At 31.2% G+C, this 17,342-nt stretch carries 21 protein-coding genes; 13 read left to right on the top strand and 8 right to left on the bottom strand.

Features of this window, described 5'->3' with window-relative positions:
• Nucleotides 1–8 precede the first annotated feature (8 nt).
• Nucleotides 9–338: a hypothetical protein gene (locus FMM58_RS06520; RefSeq protein ID WP_150180517.1), complete on the top strand. Its 330-nt coding sequence runs from the start codon at nucleotides 9–11 to the stop codon at nucleotides 336–338.
• A gap of 580 nt (nucleotides 339–918) precedes the next feature.
• Here the strand turns inward: FMM58_RS06520 and FMM58_RS06515 are convergent.
• The 4 genes from FMM58_RS06515 to flgH all read right to left on the bottom strand — a co-directional run bounded on the left by FMM58_RS06515 (nucleotide 919) and on the right by flgH (nucleotide 4,809).
• On the bottom strand, nucleotides 919–2,094 hold the full coding sequence (locus FMM58_RS06515; RefSeq protein WP_150180516.1) for a molybdopterin molybdotransferase MoeA: 1,176 nt from the start codon (nucleotides 2,092–2,094) through the stop codon (nucleotides 919–921).
• 1 nt (nucleotide 2,095) lies between these two features.
• A complete protein-coding gene (murA, locus tag FMM58_RS06510; RefSeq protein ID WP_150180515.1) occupies nucleotides 2,096–3,358 on the bottom strand; it encodes a UDP-N-acetylglucosamine 1-carboxyvinyltransferase in 1,263 nt (420 codons plus the stop codon).
• 113 nt (nucleotides 3,359–3,471) lie between these two features.
• Nucleotides 3,472–4,002: a hypothetical protein gene (locus FMM58_RS06505; protein ID WP_150141214.1), complete on the bottom strand. Its 531-nt coding sequence runs from the start codon at nucleotides 4,000–4,002 to the stop codon at nucleotides 3,472–3,474.
• A gap of 108 nt (nucleotides 4,003–4,110) precedes the next feature.
• Nucleotides 4,111–4,809 (bottom strand): flagellar basal body L-ring protein FlgH, encoded by a 699-nt coding sequence (gene flgH / locus FMM58_RS06500; protein ID WP_150141211.1) that lies wholly within the window; start codon nucleotides 4,807–4,809, stop codon nucleotides 4,111–4,113.
• A gap of 111 nt (nucleotides 4,810–4,920) precedes the next feature.
• Between flgH and pta the strand changes: the two genes are divergently transcribed.
• Together pta and FMM58_RS06490 are read left to right on the top strand one after the other, a co-directional pair.
• A complete protein-coding gene (gene pta, locus FMM58_RS06495; RefSeq protein ID WP_150141208.1) occupies nucleotides 4,921–6,420 on the top strand; it encodes a phosphate acetyltransferase in 1,500 nt (499 codons plus the stop codon).
• 10 nt (nucleotides 6,421–6,430) lie between these two features.
• The gene (locus FMM58_RS06490; protein WP_150141205.1) at nucleotides 6,431–7,618 is read left to right on the top strand and encodes an acetate kinase; all 1,188 of its coding nucleotides are present in this window, start codon (nucleotides 6,431–6,433) and stop codon (nucleotides 7,616–7,618) included.
• A 148-nt stretch (nucleotides 7,619–7,766) separates the two neighbouring features.
• Here the strand turns inward: FMM58_RS06490 and FMM58_RS09015 are convergent, their stop codons facing one another.
• Together FMM58_RS09015 and FMM58_RS09010 are read right to left on the bottom strand one after the other, a co-directional pair.
• Entirely contained in the window at nucleotides 7,767–8,381 is a 615-nt protein-coding gene (locus FMM58_RS09015; RefSeq protein ID WP_223810458.1) for a hypothetical protein, read from the bottom strand.
• 51 nt (nucleotides 8,382–8,432) lie between these two features.
• Nucleotides 8,433–9,257, bottom strand: a complete 825-nt coding sequence (locus FMM58_RS09010) for a DNA-methyltransferase (RefSeq protein WP_223810236.1) — start codon at nucleotides 9,255–9,257, stop codon at nucleotides 8,433–8,435.
• 209 nt (nucleotides 9,258–9,466) lie between these two features.
• On the opposite strand from FMM58_RS09010, the gene FMM58_RS06480 reads away from it, so the two are divergent.
• Together FMM58_RS06480 and FMM58_RS06475 are read left to right on the top strand one after the other, a co-directional pair.
• On the top strand, nucleotides 9,467–10,078 hold the full coding sequence (locus FMM58_RS06480; RefSeq protein ID WP_150141202.1) for a trimeric intracellular cation channel family protein: 612 nt from the start codon (nucleotides 9,467–9,469) through the stop codon (nucleotides 10,076–10,078).
• A 12-nt stretch (nucleotides 10,079–10,090) separates the two neighbouring features.
• Nucleotides 10,091–10,327, top strand: a complete 237-nt coding sequence (locus FMM58_RS06475; RefSeq protein WP_150141199.1) for an EexN family lipoprotein — start codon at nucleotides 10,091–10,093, stop codon at nucleotides 10,325–10,327.
• A gap of 29 nt (nucleotides 10,328–10,356) precedes the next feature.
• Here FMM58_RS06475 and FMM58_RS06470 read toward each other — a convergent pair whose 3' ends face one another.
• Both FMM58_RS06470 and FMM58_RS06465 read right to left on the bottom strand, forming a co-directional pair.
• Complete coding sequence (locus FMM58_RS06470; RefSeq protein ID WP_150141197.1) at nucleotides 10,357–10,611, bottom strand: hypothetical protein; 255 nt, start codon at nucleotides 10,609–10,611, stop codon at nucleotides 10,357–10,359.
• Nucleotides 10,598–10,780 (bottom strand): hypothetical protein, encoded by a 183-nt coding sequence (locus FMM58_RS06465; RefSeq protein ID WP_150141195.1) that lies wholly within the window; start codon nucleotides 10,778–10,780, stop codon nucleotides 10,598–10,600. Before FMM58_RS06465 ends, FMM58_RS06470 begins: the two co-directional genes overlap by 14 nt.
• Nucleotides 10,781–10,942: 162 nt before the next feature.
• On the opposite strand from FMM58_RS06465, the gene FMM58_RS06460 reads away from it, so the two are divergent.
• The 8 genes from FMM58_RS06460 (at nucleotide 10,943) to tsf (ending at nucleotide 17,342) form a co-directional block, all read left to right on the top strand.
• Entirely contained in the window at nucleotides 10,943–12,646 is a 1,704-nt protein-coding gene (locus tag FMM58_RS06460; RefSeq protein WP_150141193.1) for an acetolactate synthase large subunit, read from the top strand.
• Complete coding sequence (gene ilvN / locus FMM58_RS06455; RefSeq protein WP_150141191.1) at nucleotides 12,643–13,107, top strand: acetolactate synthase small subunit; 465 nt, start codon at nucleotides 12,643–12,645, stop codon at nucleotides 13,105–13,107. Before FMM58_RS06460 ends, ilvN begins: the two co-directional genes overlap by 4 nt.
• Nucleotides 13,104–14,057, top strand: coding sequence for a UDP-3-O-(3-hydroxymyristoyl)glucosamine N-acyltransferase (gene lpxD / locus FMM58_RS06450; RefSeq protein WP_150141190.1), 954 nt, complete (start codon nucleotides 13,104–13,106; stop codon nucleotides 14,055–14,057). The genes ilvN and lpxD overlap by 4 nt, the downstream gene beginning before the upstream one ends.
• A gap of 212 nt (nucleotides 14,058–14,269) precedes the next feature.
• Nucleotides 14,270–14,536: a hypothetical protein gene (locus tag FMM58_RS06445; RefSeq protein WP_150141188.1), complete on the top strand. Its 267-nt coding sequence runs from the start codon at nucleotides 14,270–14,272 to the stop codon at nucleotides 14,534–14,536.
• A gap of 89 nt (nucleotides 14,537–14,625) precedes the next feature.
• Entirely contained in the window at nucleotides 14,626–14,829 is a 204-nt protein-coding gene (locus FMM58_RS06440) for a hypothetical protein (protein WP_150141186.1), read from the top strand.
• A 190-nt stretch (nucleotides 14,830–15,019) separates the two neighbouring features.
• Complete coding sequence (locus FMM58_RS06435; protein WP_150141184.1) at nucleotides 15,020–15,220, top strand: hypothetical protein; 201 nt, start codon at nucleotides 15,020–15,022, stop codon at nucleotides 15,218–15,220.
• Nucleotides 15,221–15,474: 254 nt separating this feature from the next.
• The gene (gene rpsB / locus FMM58_RS06430; protein ID WP_150141182.1) at nucleotides 15,475–16,266 is read left to right on the top strand and encodes a 30S ribosomal protein S2; all 792 of its coding nucleotides are present in this window, start codon (nucleotides 15,475–15,477) and stop codon (nucleotides 16,264–16,266) included.
• Nucleotides 16,266–17,342 carry a translation elongation factor Ts gene (tsf, locus tag FMM58_RS06425; RefSeq protein WP_150141180.1) on the top strand — a complete coding sequence of 359 codons (1,077 nt, stop codon included), beginning with the start codon at nucleotides 16,266–16,268 and terminating at the stop codon, nucleotides 17,340–17,342. Before rpsB ends, tsf begins: the two co-directional genes overlap by 1 nt.

The following is a 17,342-nucleotide window of genomic DNA, read 5'->3' as shown; positions in this document are numbered from 1 at the left end:
ATAAGGCTTTGATTTTAAAAAATGATAATAATGAAATTTTAGAAGATAGTTTTTCTTTTTTACCATTTAGAATTATAAAAATTGTATTAAAAAAGGATAATGCTTTTACAAAATCATTGCTTGATAAGGCAAAAAATAGATTGCAAGAAATAAATTTTAATAAGACTGATTCAGCAGGCCTAAAAAGAAATGATGATGAGATTAAATTTAAAGCATATTCTGGTTTGATAATAGAACAATTATGTTTTATGTTGTTAAAGCATTATAATAAAAATTCAAATGTTGAAGTTTTGCTTGATAATTCAAATAATTCAATCAATCAAGTAGATTTAAGATAATTAAAAATATTCTTAATCAAAATGGTTTTTTAACACAAATAGTAAAATCAGTGGAAATAAGATCATCATTTCCATTTAAACCTATAGAAAAAGTTGCGGTTAATGATTTTGATATTTTAGGTTTTTATAAAAAATAATGTAAAAATTGATGAAATACAAAAGGATTTTTATCTTAGATTTTTATTTTTTTAAATTATCCAAAACAATTTTACATTTTAAATAAAAATAAGAAAGTAGATTATAGTAAAACAGCAACAAATGCCTTAAAAAATTTCTATTTTAACGATAAGCTAGACTTGTTAAATGATTTGATTATTTTTTTTGTTGGCGGGGCTACTAGAGATGATGAATGATGAGAGTATATCTTATTATGGTTCTATGCAATCTTTAAATTTTAATCAAAACAATAATGGAATTTTTTAAAAAAATCAAATTTAAAAACGCACTATATAGCATTTCAATCATGCAATTAATGCTTGGTACTATAACAAATGAAGCACAAGTAGCTAAGTAAAAATCAGTCATAAAAATTAAAAATTTCTAATGTTTAACAAATTTCAAAGCGAAACATAAAATTTTTCTAAACAAGCTTTATAATCTCAACTTCTTGGTTTTGTTGTAGTTCCTTTTCTTCCTTTTTGCTTATTAATAAAAATTCGCTTTGTACTATCGGTAAAATCATAGATGAGCTAAGCTTTCCTTTGTTGGTAGGTATAAACACGCCATTTTCTAAATTTCCAAGTATTAAGTTGTTTCTACCTTCTTTCAAATTTACATTAAAGGCCATTTTTGCTACGATTTTGTTTAATTTACCTAAATTTCCACTTAATAAAGAAGTGATTTTAAGACCAAAAATGAAACAGCTTAAAAAAGCAGACATAGGATTTCCTGGTAGTATCAATACTAAAGTTTTATTTTTTTTAAATAATTTTGTTGGCATAGTCATTTTTGTTCTTACACTTTCAAAAAGTGGTGTGAATTTTAATTCTTTTAAAGCCTTTAGCATAAAATCAGCCTCGCCCACACTGGCACCACCACTTGTTATTAATAGATCAAAATTCTCATTATTTAAGGCTTTTTTTGTGGTTTCAAATTCATCTTTCATAATGCCAAGATAAGAACATTCAAAGCAGTTTTTTGAAAATATCTGCCTTATAGCAGTAGCATTTGCGTTATAAATTCTATTTTCATCGCATTCTTGCCAAGGTTCGCTTAATTCATTGCCACTTGAAAAAATTCCAATTTTAATTTTGCGAATTACGTAAATTTTATAAATTCCTTGTGCCGCTAAAAGCGTAAGTTTAGAAGCATTTAGGCACTCTCCCTTTTTAAAAAGAAATGCATCTTTTTTAATCTCTTCTGCCTTAAATCTAATGGCATTAAATTGCTTAATGTTTTCATCTATAAATAATTTTTCGTCCTTAAATTTAACATCTTCAAATCTTATAATAGTATCAGCATTTTCTGGTATTTTAGCCCCTGTCATTATCTTATAGGCTTCATTTTTTTTAAGTTTATAGCTTTTTTTATCACCTGCAAAAATGCTTTCTTTAATATTAAGGGGTGAAAATCTATCATTAAAATTAAAAGCATAGCCATCAAGTGCACTATTATCATAACTTGGCATATTTTTCTTAGCATAAATATCAACTGCTAAATATCTATCCTTTGCCTCATCTATGCTAATTAATTCATAATCTTTTAAGGACTTAATATTTTCTTCTAAAAAGCTAAGACAAGCCCAAGTATCCATCATTTTATGCTCTTTCTTTAAGTCTTGTGATTTTTGCACCTAAATTTTTAAATTTTTTTTCTAAATTTTCATATCCTCTATCTAAATGATAAATTCTATGGACCTTGCTAACCCCTTTTGCTGCAAGTGCTGCAAGGATTAATGCTGAACTAGCCCTTAAATCAGTGGCCATAACATCGGCTGCATTTAATTCCTTACCCCCGTTAATAGTAGCTATATGTCCGTTTAATTTTATATCAGCTCCCATTCTTAAAAGCTCACTTACATGCATAAAGCGATTTTCAAAAAGCCTTTCATCGATAATGCTAGTTCCATTTGCCCTAAGGGCTAGTGCCATAAATTGTGCTTGCATATCTGTTGGAAAACCTGGGTACTCGCTAGTTAATATCTCAACAGGTTTTATTTCCTTAGCAGGTAAAATGCTAATTTTATTTTCCTTTGTTTCAATGCCAAAACCCATAGTTTCAAATTTAGCCAAAACTGCACTTAAATGCGTAGGGTTAGTATTTGTAACTGTGATTTTAGAATTTGTAATTCCTCCAGCACAAAGATAGGTCCCAGCTTCGATTCTATCAGGGATTACCTTAAATGGTTTAATCTCAAGTAATTCTCCATTTGTCCCATGAATTTCTAACTCATCACTTCCTATGCCTTTAATGTCTAATCCCGCATTTGCTAAAACTTCACAAATTTGAACGACTTCTGGTTCTTTAGCCACATTTAAAAGCCTAGTTTTGCCCTTTGCAAGTGCTGCTGCCATTATTATATTTTCACTGCCTGTAACTGTGATTTTATCAAAAATAATTTCAGCCCCTTTTAACTTACCACTCGCCATTACATAGCCTTGTTTTATATTAATATTTGCCCCCATTTTTTCAAGGGCTAAAAGGTGTAAATCAATAGGTCTTTGTCCTATAGCACAACCTCCAGGCAAAGAAACCTCGCATTGTCCAAAGCGAGAAAGCAAGGGACCTAAAACCAAGATTGAAGCCCTCATTTTTCTAACTATGTCATAGGTAGCCTTTGTGTGCTTTAAATTTTTAGTACAAATTTTTGCAAAATTGTTTTCAAAACTATAACTAGCTCCTAAATTTTCAAGCAATAAAAAAAGAGTTTTTATATCAGCAACGCAAGGAATATTTGAAATTTCAAGCTCATTTTTAGCTAGTATGCTTAAAGTTATTAAAGGCAGTGCAGCGTTTTTAGCACCACTTATTGAAACTTCTCCACTTAGATTATTTGTCCCTTCAATCTCTAAATAAGTCATTTTTGTCCTTAATTTATGTGTAAGAAAAATATCTAAGGATTATAACAAAATTTTAAATAATTTTAAATTTAAATTTTTATAGATTTGTTCAAGGAAAAACCTTGAACAAGTTTTTAATCAAAAAGTTCAGCTAACATATAGGTAAAATTCATTATAAAATCAGTATTTGTATATACTGCATATTCATAAGCTATAAAGCTAAGCAATACAAAGCTTATAAAGCAAAAGAATAAAAAAAGTAAAAAAAGATATTTAAAATATAATTTAAAAACACTTTCATCATATTCCTTGCAAAGCTTATTATTAAGGCTAAGATAATCAAAAATCACTTCTTTATTAAAAAATAAAAGTGCTAAAAATACAAAACCTACTATAAAAAATAAAAACACAGCTCCATAAGCAACTTGCGTGTAAGCATACATTTCAACCTCTATTTTTAAGATTAAATAATATACATAAATTCCAAGCAAGAAAGTTGCTATAAAAGCAAGGAGAGTTGAAAATTTAACAAATTTAGTTTTTGCATCAAGTTTTGAGTTATACTCTTTTTTGATAGCATAATTTGCATTATAAAAACTAAGTCCTCTGTCCTTTAAAGCCTTAATCTTCTCACTAGCTTCGTTTATAAATAAAGCATTTTGCATGATGAATCCTTTTAATAAAATTTAAGGTATTGTAAAAAAAATAAGTGAAGTGAAAGTGAATTTAAAAAATAAATTATAAAAGCTAGGATTAACCTAGCTTTTATGAGTTTAGAAAGGCCATATAGCTTCGATAAATCTTGTTCCCCAAGGCTTAGTAGTGCTCCTTTGAACCTCGCCTTCTGTCTTATAAACTATCTTAGCATCTGCTATATAACGGCTATCAATAGTATTATCTTGTTCTATATCATAAGGGCGAATTACACCACTAAGTTGTATGATTTGCTTTTCTCCATTTATTAAAAGTTCCCTTGAACCTTCTATAAAATAATTGCCATTTGATAAAATTTTAACCACCCTTGTAGAAATTGTAGTACTAAAGCTTTCGTTTCTGCTTTGAGAACCGCTACCTGTAAAGCTATTTGAACTATTAGTTGTGTAACCTAAGTTTCCTCCATACTTATTTACTTGTGAAATCGCACTTGAAACAGGACCTGCTCCACCTGTTAAAACACCACCACTAAGATTTGAAGTATTTGTTCTGCTTGTTGCTTTATTTGCTTGTGTAGTTTGTGTTGTGCTTTCTTCTATTATAACAGTTACTAAGTCATTAACATTAATGGCCTTTTTATCAGAAAATAAAGGATTATCACCCTTACCAAATAAAGAACCAGGTGCTTCTATGTTATTAGATTGCTTTGGTGGCAATTCTTCCACGTAAGTTGGTGGCCTCATTGAAATTTCAGGGTCAACCGTGTAAGCACACCCAAAAAATACTAATGGTAACATATAGAAAAAAATTTTTTTCATTTTCTATCCTTTTAAATATTTTTCTTATCTATTCTTAGTTAAAATCATTTTAGACTTTGTTGAAATAAATAAAGCAAAGAGTGTTCCAATTTTATTTTACAAGGAGAAAAAATGACGAATCTTTATTTAATTAACTCAAAACAAAAGGCTTTAAATTTAGCTGTTATTAAAAGGGTTTTAACAATCTACACACAAAGTGGAAAAAGCGTTGGGCTTTATTGTCCTGTTATTAAGAAAAAAGAGCTTGGTCGTTATGGTTCTTTAGCAAATGAATTTAAGCTAAATCAAGAAAATATATTTTTCAGTTTTACTTTAAGAGATGCTTTATTAGCCTATAATAATGGTAAAAATGATTTTTATTCAAAAATCATTAAAGATTATGAAGAAATTAAGGCAAAATATGATTTTGTAATCATAATAGGCTTAGCAAATTTATCAATCTTTGATACCTTAGCCACACATGTAAAAATTGCTAAAAATTTAAATACAGCCGTTGCTTATGTAAGCGATGATAAAAATAAAGACATAGCTTGTGGTTATTTAAACGAGGCCCTAAGGGGTGAGAATTTTGCCATTTTAAACGAAGATTTTGAAGAAAAAGAATTAGAAAAACTTAAAGAATATGATTTTCTTACAACCTATCGTTTTAAATTTAAGCTTACAGAACAACTTGTAGCAAGTAAAAAAACTATAGTTTTGCCTGAAAGCGATGATGATAGAATTTTGAAAGCAAGTGATATTTTGCTTAAAAATAATTTAGTCAATTTAATTTTATTAGGAGATAAAGAAAATATAGACAAAAGAAGTAAAGAACTTGGCTTAAATTTGCAAGATATTAAGGTTATAAATCCTTTAAATTCAGAATTTAACGATGAATTTGCAAATATACTTTTTGAACTTAGAAAGGCAAAGGGCTTAACCCTTGAAAAAGCACAAGAGTTAATTAAAGATAGAAACTATTTTGGTACTATGTTAATACACACTCAAAAGGCCGATGCTATGGTAAGTGGTGCTTCTACTACTACAGCAGATACTATAAGACCAGCCTTGCAAATAATCAAAACAAAAGAAGGTATAAATTCGGTTTCAGGTATCTTTTTTATGGGACTTGAAAATGATGTTTTTGCTTTTGCTGATTGTGCTGTTAATCCAAATCCTACCCCTGAACAATTAGCACAAAGTGCCTATGTAAGTGCGATTACAGCAAAATCTTTTGGGCTTGAACCTCGCATTGCAATGCTTTCTTATTCAACTGGTACTAGCGGACAAGGACCAAGTGTGGATTTAGTAAATGAAGCCTTAAAGATAGCAAAGGAAAAATACCCTGATTTACAAATTGACGGGCCTTTGCAATTTGACGCTGCAAATGACAAAATAGTAGCTAAGAAAAAATTGCCAGATTCTAAGATTGCAGGTAGGGCAACTGTTTATATCTTCCCTGATTTAAATGCGGCAAATATTTGCTATAAGGCAGTTCAACGCACTGCAAACGCTATTGCTATGGGCCCATTATTACAAGGTCTTAAAAAGCCTGTTAATGATTTAAGTCGTGGTTGTTTGATAGAAGATATTGTAGATACCGTGCTTTTAACAGCTATTCAGTCACAATAAAGGAGAAAATATGAAAATTTTAGTTTTAAACTCAGGCTCATCTTCTATTAAATTTAAACTTTTTGTAAACCAAGAGGTTGTAGCTAGTGGCTTAGTTGAAAAAATAGGTAATGAACAAGGTAAAATAGAACTTAAAAATGTTAAAACTCAAACTAAATTAAGGCGAGATACATATATAAGCAATCACGAAAAGGGCTTAAAATTAGTAAAGGAACTTTGTGCTGAATCTGGAATTTTAAAGGATTTTAATGAGCTTGATGGCTGTGGGCATAGGGTTGTACATGGTGGTAGAAATTTAACAGAACATTGTTTGGTTGATGGTTTTGTCTTAGAAGAAATTGACAGGGTAGGGGCTATAGCACCCTTGCACAATCCAGCCCACTTAGCAGGCATAAAAACTATGATAAAGGCAGCCCCAAATGTGCCAAATGTTACTATTTTTGATACAGCCTTTCATAAAACTATACCTGATTATGCTCATATGTATGCCTTGCCTTATGAGTATTACACAGAATATAATATAAGAAAATACGGCTTTCATGGTACTTCTCATTCTTATGTAAGCAAAAGGGCGGCCGCACTTTGTGGTAAAAATCCTGATGAGTTTAATGCTATTAGTGCACATCTTGGTAATGGGGCTAGTATTTGTGCTATTGAAAATGGAAAAAGCGTTGATACATCTATGGGCTTTACCCCACTTGAGGGCCTAATGATGGGAACTAGATGTGGAGATATAGATCCAGCAATCTTGCCTTTTATAGCAAATGCTAAGAATTTAAGCCCAAATGAACTTGATACTATGATGAATAAAAAAAGTGGCCTTTATGGGGTTTGTGGGTATAATGATATTAGAGATGTGGAAAAAGAAATTCAAAGTGGAAATAGCCTTGCAAATTTAGCATTGAATATGTATTGTTACCGAATGTCTAAGTATATAGGCTCGTATTTTAGTATATTGCCACGTACTGATGCCTTGATTTTTACAGCAGGGGTTGGTGAAAATGCTGTAAATGTTCGTAAAATGGTTTGTAATAGAATCAAGCATTTAGGCATAGAAATTGATGATAGCTTAAATGAAAATAGCACAAATGAAGAAAGAGAGATTAGTTCTAAAAATTCAAAGGTTAAAATTTTTATCATTCCTACCGATGAAGAACTTGAAATCGCCAAAATCACAGAAAGAATTATCAAAGCTTAGCCAAGGAATTTTATTCTTTGGCTTTTGAATTATTATTTTATCTTTAAAAGCCTTTTTAATAAATCTAAAAAATATTCTTTTGTATTTTTACTAACTTTTTTGAAATATCTCTCAACCACGCGTTTGCCGTCATCTGAATTGGCGATTTCTATCGCTCTTCCCGTTTTATCATAGATAAATCTATCTCTATCGGGACGATTGCAAACTTGACATTGCGGAATGATATTCCAAAAACTAGCGGTTTAGACGGATTCATATGTCCGGCTTGAAGCTTTGTGATTTCGTTATTTCTTATATTGTGAGGTTGATTTTCTATCGAGCCACAGGTCGCGCATCTGTAATTATATTGCTTTTTTAAATCCTCAAAATCCTTGGCATTAATCCCGCTTCGCCTATCTTGTTTAAACGAAGGATACGGATATTCCAAATTTAGCAATTTATATGACGCGGGTGCGATTTTCTCATTTATATCGCCTCGCGTGCCAGAAATAATGTTATAGCCTTTTTGCTTCGCCAAATGCCTTGCTTGTTGCACATCGCTCACATTTGGATAAAACTTTCTTACAAATTCCGTAAGCTCTTGTTTTGAAATTGCCTGAGTTTTCGGATAATCCCTTGCAAGATAAATCAACACCAGTGCGTCTTTCGTGTAATTGCCGTTTTTATCTTTTAAATTTATCTTTTTGACGCCAAATTTTTTTAAATTAGATTCGTATTTTTCGCTTATCAAGCGATAGATTTTCTCTATTTCCTCCTCGCTCATTTCATCTTTTCTAATCCGCTCGTTTGCGATGTCAAAATATTTTTTCTCTATCTAAAAGCCAACGAATCTTCGCTTATTGTTTAGTGCCGCAATTGCACTCGAACCACTTCCCAAAAATGGATCTAAAATTAGCTGATTTTCTTGCGTAAAAAGTCGGATTAAATGCGCAATCAAACTCACCGGCTTTCTTGTCAAATGCTCGATTTTATCCTCGCTTTCGCTGTTTCTAGCACTTTTTGGAATTTCCATTACATTGCCCGGAAACTTTGAATCCAAGCTTTCTTTTGTGTTGATAAGTCCTAATTTATATCGTTGCCAATTTTGCACAAAAGTGCCAATTTTTGGTTTTTGCGCTAATACCATAGGCTCGATTTGTGGCTTTAACTGCGGTGTTTTCATGCCTTCTAATTCTTTTATTAAAATCTCTTTTTGTGCGCAAGAGAGATTTTTGTCCTTTTTAATGAAATGCGTTTGTGAAAACGCCTTCGCCTGTCCTTCATACTTCCACGCGAGCATATCTCGTATTTCAAATCCCGCTAAATCCAAGCTCATTGCCATTCTATGATAAAGTCTTGCTTGCGAAAACACCACGCAAAAACCGCCGGGCTTCAAAATCCTATAAAATTCCTCCGCTAGCGGATTCATAAATTCTTGCAATTTTACGCCTTGATTTCTATCGAATTTCATTCCTATGGGCAAACTGCCGATGACGCCAGATTTTGATGCCTTATTTGTTAAATTCTTATCATTCCATTCGTTTCCCATTCCATCGATAAAATACGGCGGATCGGTTATTATAAAATCAATAGAATTTTCTGCTAAATCCTTTAAAGCAATTCTACAATCTTTATGAAAAATAAAAAAACTTTCTTGCATATTAACCAACTTAAATTTAATATTCAAAATTATACCAAATCTATACCTTAAATAACATTATACCCATTTTTGTAGTGTGATAACATTACATTATTCTTTAAGTACTTTTTTCTTTTTAACTAAACTTTTAACCCAAAAAAATTAAAATTTTAAAGAAAGTTATAGCAAAATAATAATATATTTTTAAAAATCATTATTAAAGAAAGCTTGTGTTACTTACTATACTTTATATTATCGGAATTAGTGCTGAGGGAATGACTGGGGCCCTAGCAGCTGGACGGCATAAAATGGATTTATTTGGCGTTATGTTTATAGCCCTTGTAACAGCTATTGGAGGTGGTAGTATAAGAGATGTGCTTTTGGGGCATTTTCCACTTACCTGGGTTAAACACCCTGAATATGTGATTTTAATCTGCATTTGTGCCCTAATTGCTACAAAAATTCCCGCGTTAGTTGTTAGGCTTGAAAGCGTTTTTTTAAGCCTTGATGCCGTTGGTTTAGTGGTATTTAGCATACTTGGGGCACAAGTTGCAATAGATGAAAATTTAGGCTTTATAATAGCCATTTCAGCAGCCGTTATAACAGGGGTTTTTGGTGGTATTTTAAGGGATATTTTATGTATGAGAATTCCCTTAGTTTTTCAAAAAGAAATTTATGCAGGTGTTGCTATAATCGCAGGTGGAATTTACTATGGTCTTTTAATGTGGGCTAGTTTAAATGCTTTAATTTGCACGCTTATAACCTTATTTTTAGGAGTTTTAATGAGACTTTTAGCTATAAAATATAAGTGGTCCTTGCCTGTATTTAGCTATAATTCTTAAAAAAGGATTAGTATGAAAATTTTATTTTTTATCTTTTTATCTTTGTTTTTGGTATCTTGCCAAGAAACTAAAAGTGTGGAATTTTATAAGGCAAATCCCGAACTTGCTAAGGAAAAAACCTTAAAATGTAAAAAATATAATCTCATTAGTCAAGATTGCATAAATGCCTATAAAATAGCCATTGAAAAAGAAGAATGGAAAAGTAAGTTAGAACAAAATATTAGCAAAGAAACAAATTCAACTTTTTAAAATGCGAAATGTAAATTGCGCATTTATCATTAAAATTCTACTTTAGTGCCTGAACTATTTTGTCCTTTTGTAAATACATATTGTATAAGTTTGTCATTTTTATCAAACCATAAATATATAAAAGTGTTTTCGCTTTCATTGCTTCCTATTAAACCACCAACAACTGGTACATAACTTGCCGGATTTGCCCCACCTTCTATATAGCTATAATTAATAGAATTAAATGCGACTATATTTTTTCCACCAACATCTATTGTTTCACCAGCAGCATTATATACTTTCATCATTTGGCTTTCTAAATTTAGCAATTATTTCTTGTTTTGTAATTTTATTGAGAGGTAATTCTTTTTGAATACTTGATTTATCGTGCATTTCTAAAAATTCACTACCACCTTTATAGCCACAACCACTCAAAACTAAAAGCACCACTAAACTTGCACAAATTTTTTTCATATATTCTCCTTGAAAATTTTTAAAAATGATATTTTTTTAATATTTGGTTAAATTTACTGATTGAAACATTTTTTTATACTAATGCTAAATTTAAAGCTTGTATTTTGTTTTATATGTTACAATTGTTCGCAAAATTTTTTATATGAACTTTAAGGATACAAAATGAGTAAAATAAGTGGTTCAGCGATGATATGTGAAGCCTTAAAAGAAGAAAATGTTGAAGTAGTTTTTGGGTATCCAGGAGGGGCTGCTTTAAACATTTATGAAGAAATTTATAAACAAAATTATTTTAAACACATACTAGTTAGACACGAACAAGCCGCAGTTCACGCAGCCGATGGTTATGCTAGGGTTAGTGGCAAGGTTGGCGTTGCCATTGTTACAAGTGGACCCGGTTTTACCAATGCCATTACAGGACTTGCTACTGCGTATAGTGATTCAATCCCTCTTGTTTTAATATCAGGGCAAGTTTCTACTTCTTTAATAGGTACTGATGCCTTTCAAGAAATTGATGCAGTTGGCATTTCAAGGCCTTGCGTTAAGCATAATTATCTTGTAACTCATATTGATGAATTGCCACGCGTTTTAAAAGAGGCCTTTTATATAGCAAAAAGTGGACGTCCAGGACCTGTTCATGTTGATATACCAAAGGATGTTAGTGCTTATCTTGGGACTTGGGAGTATCCTAGTGAAATTTCAATGAAAACTTATAAGCCAACTTATAAGGGCAATGCAAAGCAGATTAAAAAGTTAGCCGAGTTGTTAAAAGAGGCTAAAAGGCCATTATTTTATCTAGGTGGAGGCTGTATTAGTTCAAATGCAAGTGATAGTATAAGAGAATTAGTTAAACTTACTCAAATTCCAGCTGTTGAAACCTTAATGGCCTTAGGTGTTTTAGCAAATGATGATAGTTTAAATTTAAAAATGGCAGGAATGCATGGAAGTTATGCTGCTAACATGGCACTTAGTGAATGTGATTTGTTAATATCTATTGGGGCTAGATTTGATGATAGGATTACGGGCAAGACAAGCGAATTTGCTAAAGCTGCAAAGATAGTTCATATAGATATTGACCCAAGTTCTATTTCTAAGATAATTGATGTGCATTTTCCTATAGTTGGTGATACTAAATGCGTTGTGGATGAGCTTTTACTTGAACTTAAAAAAGAAAAATTTAATCCAAATGATAAAGAATGGCTTGAAACCTTGAAAAGATATAATAATCTTTATCCTATGTCTTATGATGATAGTGATGAAATTTTAAAACCTCAATGGGTTATACAAGAATGTGCTAAGATAGTCCCAAATGCTAGGATTATAACTGATGTTGGTCAACATCAAATGTGGGTTGCACAATTTTTCCCATTTAATTATCCTAGGCAGTTTTCAACAAGTGGTGGGCTTGGTACTATGGGTTATTCTTTACCTGCAGCCCTTGGTGCAAAATTAGCTCTTAAAGATGAGGAGGTTGTTATAAATTTCGTTGGAGATGGTGGCGTTTTAATGAATATACAAGAATTAATGACAGCTAACGAATATAAGATTAAATTTATAAACATTATTTTAAATAACGCATTCTTAGGCATGGTTAGACAATGGCAAAGTATGTTTTATAACGAACATTTTTCAGAAACTAATCTACAAAATCAACCTGACTTTGTAAAAATCGCAGAAGGTTTTGGTTGCGAGGGCTTTGATATTAAAAGCAAGGATGAATTTATAAACGCTTTTAATAAGGTCTTAAAAAGCGATAAAACAGCAGTTTTAAATGTACAAATTGATCGCTTTGAAGATGTTTTACCTATGGTTCCTGCCGGAACTGCTATTTATAATATGATTTTACCAACAGCAAAGGATAAAAAATGAGAAGAATTTTATCAGTTATAGTTTTAAATGAACATGGGGTTTTATCTCGCATTGTTGGGCTTTTTTCAGGTAGAGGTTATAATATAGATAGCCTTACGGTTGCACCCATTGTTTCAAGCGAATTTTCCCGTGTAAATATAGTAACTTCGGGCAATGAAAAGGTATTTGAACAAATAGTAAAACAACTTCATAAATTAATCCCAACCTATAAGGTTATAGAAAGTGGAGAATTTATAGAAAAAGAAATGGCCCTTGTTAAAATTCCACTAAATGAAAATTTAGGAGGGCTTGACGCAGTATTAAAGGCGTATAATGGAACGATTGCAAATAGTAATGAGAATTTTTTATTTTTAATGGTAGCTGATGATGCAAATAGGATTGATAATTTTATCAAGACTATTAAAAAATACAATCCAAGCGACATAGTTCGCAGTGGTTCAGTTTTAATGGAGATAAAATGAGATTAAGTGAGATTGCTGAATTTTTAAATCTTGACTATAAGGATGAGGATATTGATATTTCGGGTTTAAATTCCTTATCTAAGGCAAATTTTACCGAACTTACCTATTGTGATGGGGATAAAAACGCTAAGGATATCACAAATACAGGTGCTGGCGCGATTTTGGTTTTAAAAGAGCATGAAAATTTGGTGCCAAAGGATACTAAGGCTATTATAAGCTCTAATCCTCATTTAAGCTTTGCCTTTTTAAGTAGAATTTTTGCTAAGCCATTAATAACAAATGTTAAAGAAAAAAAACATGAGATTGCAAAAAGTGCTACTATAATGCCAAATGTGTATATAGGGCATAATGTTAGTATAGGTGAAAATGTTGTTATAATGGCTGGGGCTTACATAGGTGATAATGTTAGCATAGGAGATGATAGTATCATTCATCCAAATGTAGTTATTTATAATGATAGTAAAATTGGTAGAAAATGCCACTTACTTGCAAATTGCGTTATAGGGAGTGATGGCTTTGGATATGCACATAGCAAGGGTGGGGAACATTATAAAATTTATCATAATGGCAATGTTATCTTAGAAGATTATGTAGAAGTCGGGGCTTGTAGTACTATTGATAGGGCTGTTTTTGATAGTACTATTATAAAAGAAGGCACAAAGATAGATAATCTCGTTCAAATAGGACATAATTGCAAACTTGGTCAACATTGTTTAATAGTTTCTCAAGTTGGAATTTCAGGTTCTACAGAACTTGGTAGAAATGTAATAATGGGTGGACAAAGCGGAACGGCTGGACACCTTAAAATAGGTGATTTTACAAGCATTGCTGCAAGAGGTGGAGTTTCTAAGAATTTAAAAGGTGGTAATGCCTATGGAGGCTATCCTTTAATGCTACTTAAAGACTGGTTTAAACTTCAAGCTAAGATTGTAAAGGCTTTTAAGAAGTGATTGTGTTTGAATTAGGCAATTTATCTTTAGCTTAAGAAGTTAGAGTTTTTTGCCTAATTTTGATAAAAAATAATATTTAAACCTAACAAAAATAACTTATAATTGTATTTTTAACTTTTTTAAATTTGCCTTAGTTCTAAAATATCCCATTATAATTTAAAACAAAACCTAAGCAAAAAGAAAGTATAATTTACAAAACTAAAAGGGGCACAATGTCAAATATCTTAAATAAAATATATGCGAGTGATTTTGGAGTATATAAGGGAAAATCTTACCTAGTAATAGACAAATATAGCAAAGAAAGGTTATGTCTTAGAAAAGTCTTTGAAGAATGTTATATTAACGAAAATGAGTTTAACGAACTGCATAATAAAATGGAAACAAACTATAAAAATATGACTTATAGGGAATTAAAACCTTTATACATTAATGCTAAAAAGGCAAGGACTAATAAGCTATTTTTGATAATAGGGGCATAATACAAGACCTTTATAAACAAGGTTTAGGAAACACACAAATACTAGCTAAACTTGCCATTTTAAAACCTGAACTAAAAGAATTAAATGCTATGTTACTTAGTGCTTTAAATAAATACATAGGGTATAATCCACTTTTAAAGGTTAGTGAAAAATACTTAGCCGAAGTGAGTGAGTTATTTAAACAAGGTTATAGCAGATACGCTATTACTAAGGGCTTAATAGAAAAGTATAACGATAAAAATATAGTCTTTCAAACCTTATATAATCGTTTAGAATTACTAGAAAAGAACTAAGCGAACAAGGCATTATAACAAAGTATAAAAGAGCTTCAAAGGCAATAGCTTATAAAGATGAATTAATTAACTTACTTAGCCAAGGCTACACAATAAACTACGCAATAGATACCATAATGGCTAAAAAGGATTACACTGCTACTAAGAACCTTGCAAGATTTAGCAAGAAAGCTACGAAAAGAGCTTAACTATGAACCAACACAAAAAAAGACCTAAGATTGCAATACTATACAAAAAATATAATGTGGAAATATCTCAACTTCTACAACAAGGCAATACAACTAACCAAGTAGCTAGTTATTTAGCTAAAAGAGATAATATAAGCTATACTGCTATTTATTTTAGGGCTTTAAAAATAAATAAGGATTTGAAAAGGGATAATAATTTATAAATGCTTAAATAATCCTATAAATTTCGATAAAAAATAAATTTAAAAAATTTGAAAAAGCTATAAATTAAAAGTAATAAAAACTACATAGGAAAAATTAAAATAATTTGAAAATTTTCAAATTTTAAACTTCAAATAAGTAAAAAATAAACTTAACTTTGCTAAAATACGGCTTTTATTTCACACGCATCAATCCTTTTTAGCTTGGTTATTTTAAGGGATGCGGAGGTAAAAAGCTAAATTTAAAAGGAGAAGTTATGGTTAGCATGAGAGATTTACTCGAATGTGGTGTGCACTTTGGGCATCAAACAAGACGTTGGAATCCTAAGATGAAGAAATTTATCTTTGGCGAAAGAAAAGGCATTTATGTTATTGACTTGCAAAAAACTCTAAGATATTTTAGATATACCTATAATATAGTTAGAGACGTTGCTGCTGAGGGTAAGACTATACTCTTTGTAGGTACTAAAAAACAAGCTGGTGGGGCTATTAAAGAATATGCTGAAAAATGTGGAATGCCTTATGTTAATCATCGTTGGCTCGGTGGTATGATGACAAATTTTGGCACTATTCGTCAATCTATACGTAAACTAGAAGTTATTGAAAAAATGGAAGAAGATGGCAGTATAAAGCTTTTAACAAAAAAAGAAGCCTTAATGCTTAGTAGAAAAAAGGAAAAATTACTTGCTTATCTTGGTGGAATTCGTTACTTAAAAACTCAACCTGATATGATTTTTGTTATTGACACAGTTAAAGAAAAAATAGCTGTTAAAGAGGCAAATCGTTTAAAAATTCCTGTAATTGCACCTCTTGATACAAATTGTGACCCCGATTTGGTTGATTATCCTATACCTGGTAATGATGATGCAATTCGCTCAGTACAACTTTTTTGTCAAGAAATGGCAGAAGCGATTTTAGAAGGTAAAAGTTTAAGAGAACAAGATGCAGAAGAAGGCGAAGAAAAGATTAAAGAAGTTAGTGAGAGTGAAAAACAAGAAGTCATTGAAGAGGCTATGAAAGAAGAAGATTTTGAAAGCGAGGAAGAATAATGGCTGAAATTTCTGCACAAATGGTAAAAGAACTGCGTGAAAGCACTGGCGCAGGTATGATGGATTGTAAGAATGCTTTAAAAGAAACAGATGGAGATTTTGATAAGGCTGTTCAATTGCTAAGAGAAAAAGGGCTTGGCAAGGCTGCTAAAAAAGCAGATAGATTAGCGGCTGAAGGGCTTGTGAGTGTGGTTGTAAGTGATGATTTTAGTAGTGCTACTGTTAGTGAGATAAATTCAGAAACAGATTTTGTAGCTAAAAATGAACAATTTATAGCACTTACAAAGGATACTACAGCACACATTCAAAGTAAGAGTTTACAAAATGTAGAAGAGCTTCATTCAAGCGTTATAAATGGGGTTAAATTTGAAGAATATTTAAAAAGTCAAATCGCTACTATAGGCGAGAATTTAGTTGTTAGAAGATTTGCTACCTTAAAGGCTAATGAAGGTGGCATTGTAAATGGATATATCCATACAAATGGACGCGTAGGCGTAATTATAGCTGCAGCTTGTGAAAATAAAGAAGTAGCTCAAAAATCAAAGAATTTCTTAAAACAACTTTGTATGCATATAGCTGCTATGAAACCTGTTTATTTAAGCTATAAAGAACTTGATTTAGGCTTTATTGAGAGTGAGTATAAGGCTTTGGTGGCTGAGCTTGAAAAGGATAATGAAGAAAGAAGAAGATTAAAAGACCCTAACAAGCCAGAACATAAGATTCCTAAATTTGCAAGTAGAAAGCAATTAAGCGATGATATTTTAAAGAGAGCCGAAGAAGATATTAAGGCTGAGTTAAAGGCACAAAATAAGCCTGAAAAAATTTGGGATAAAATCATACCTGGAAAAATGGAAAGTTTTATAAATGATAATTCTCAACTTGATAGTAAACTTACTTTAATGGGTCAATTTTATGTAATGGATGATAAAAAGACCATTGAACAAGTTATCAAAGAAAAGGAAAAAGAATTTGGTGGTTTCATAAAAATAGCTGAATTTATTCGTTTTGAAGTGGGTGAGGGCTTAGAAAAGAAAAATGAAGATTTTGCTGCTGAAGTAGCTGCACAAATGAGTTAA

The organism is Campylobacter sp. LR291e, assembly GCF_008633915.1.
GTDB lineage: Bacteria > Campylobacterota > Campylobacteria > Campylobacterales > Campylobacteraceae > Campylobacter_D.
The sequence above is the reverse complement of the archived record's forward strand: the minus strand, read 5'-3'. Positions and strand labels throughout refer to the sequence as shown.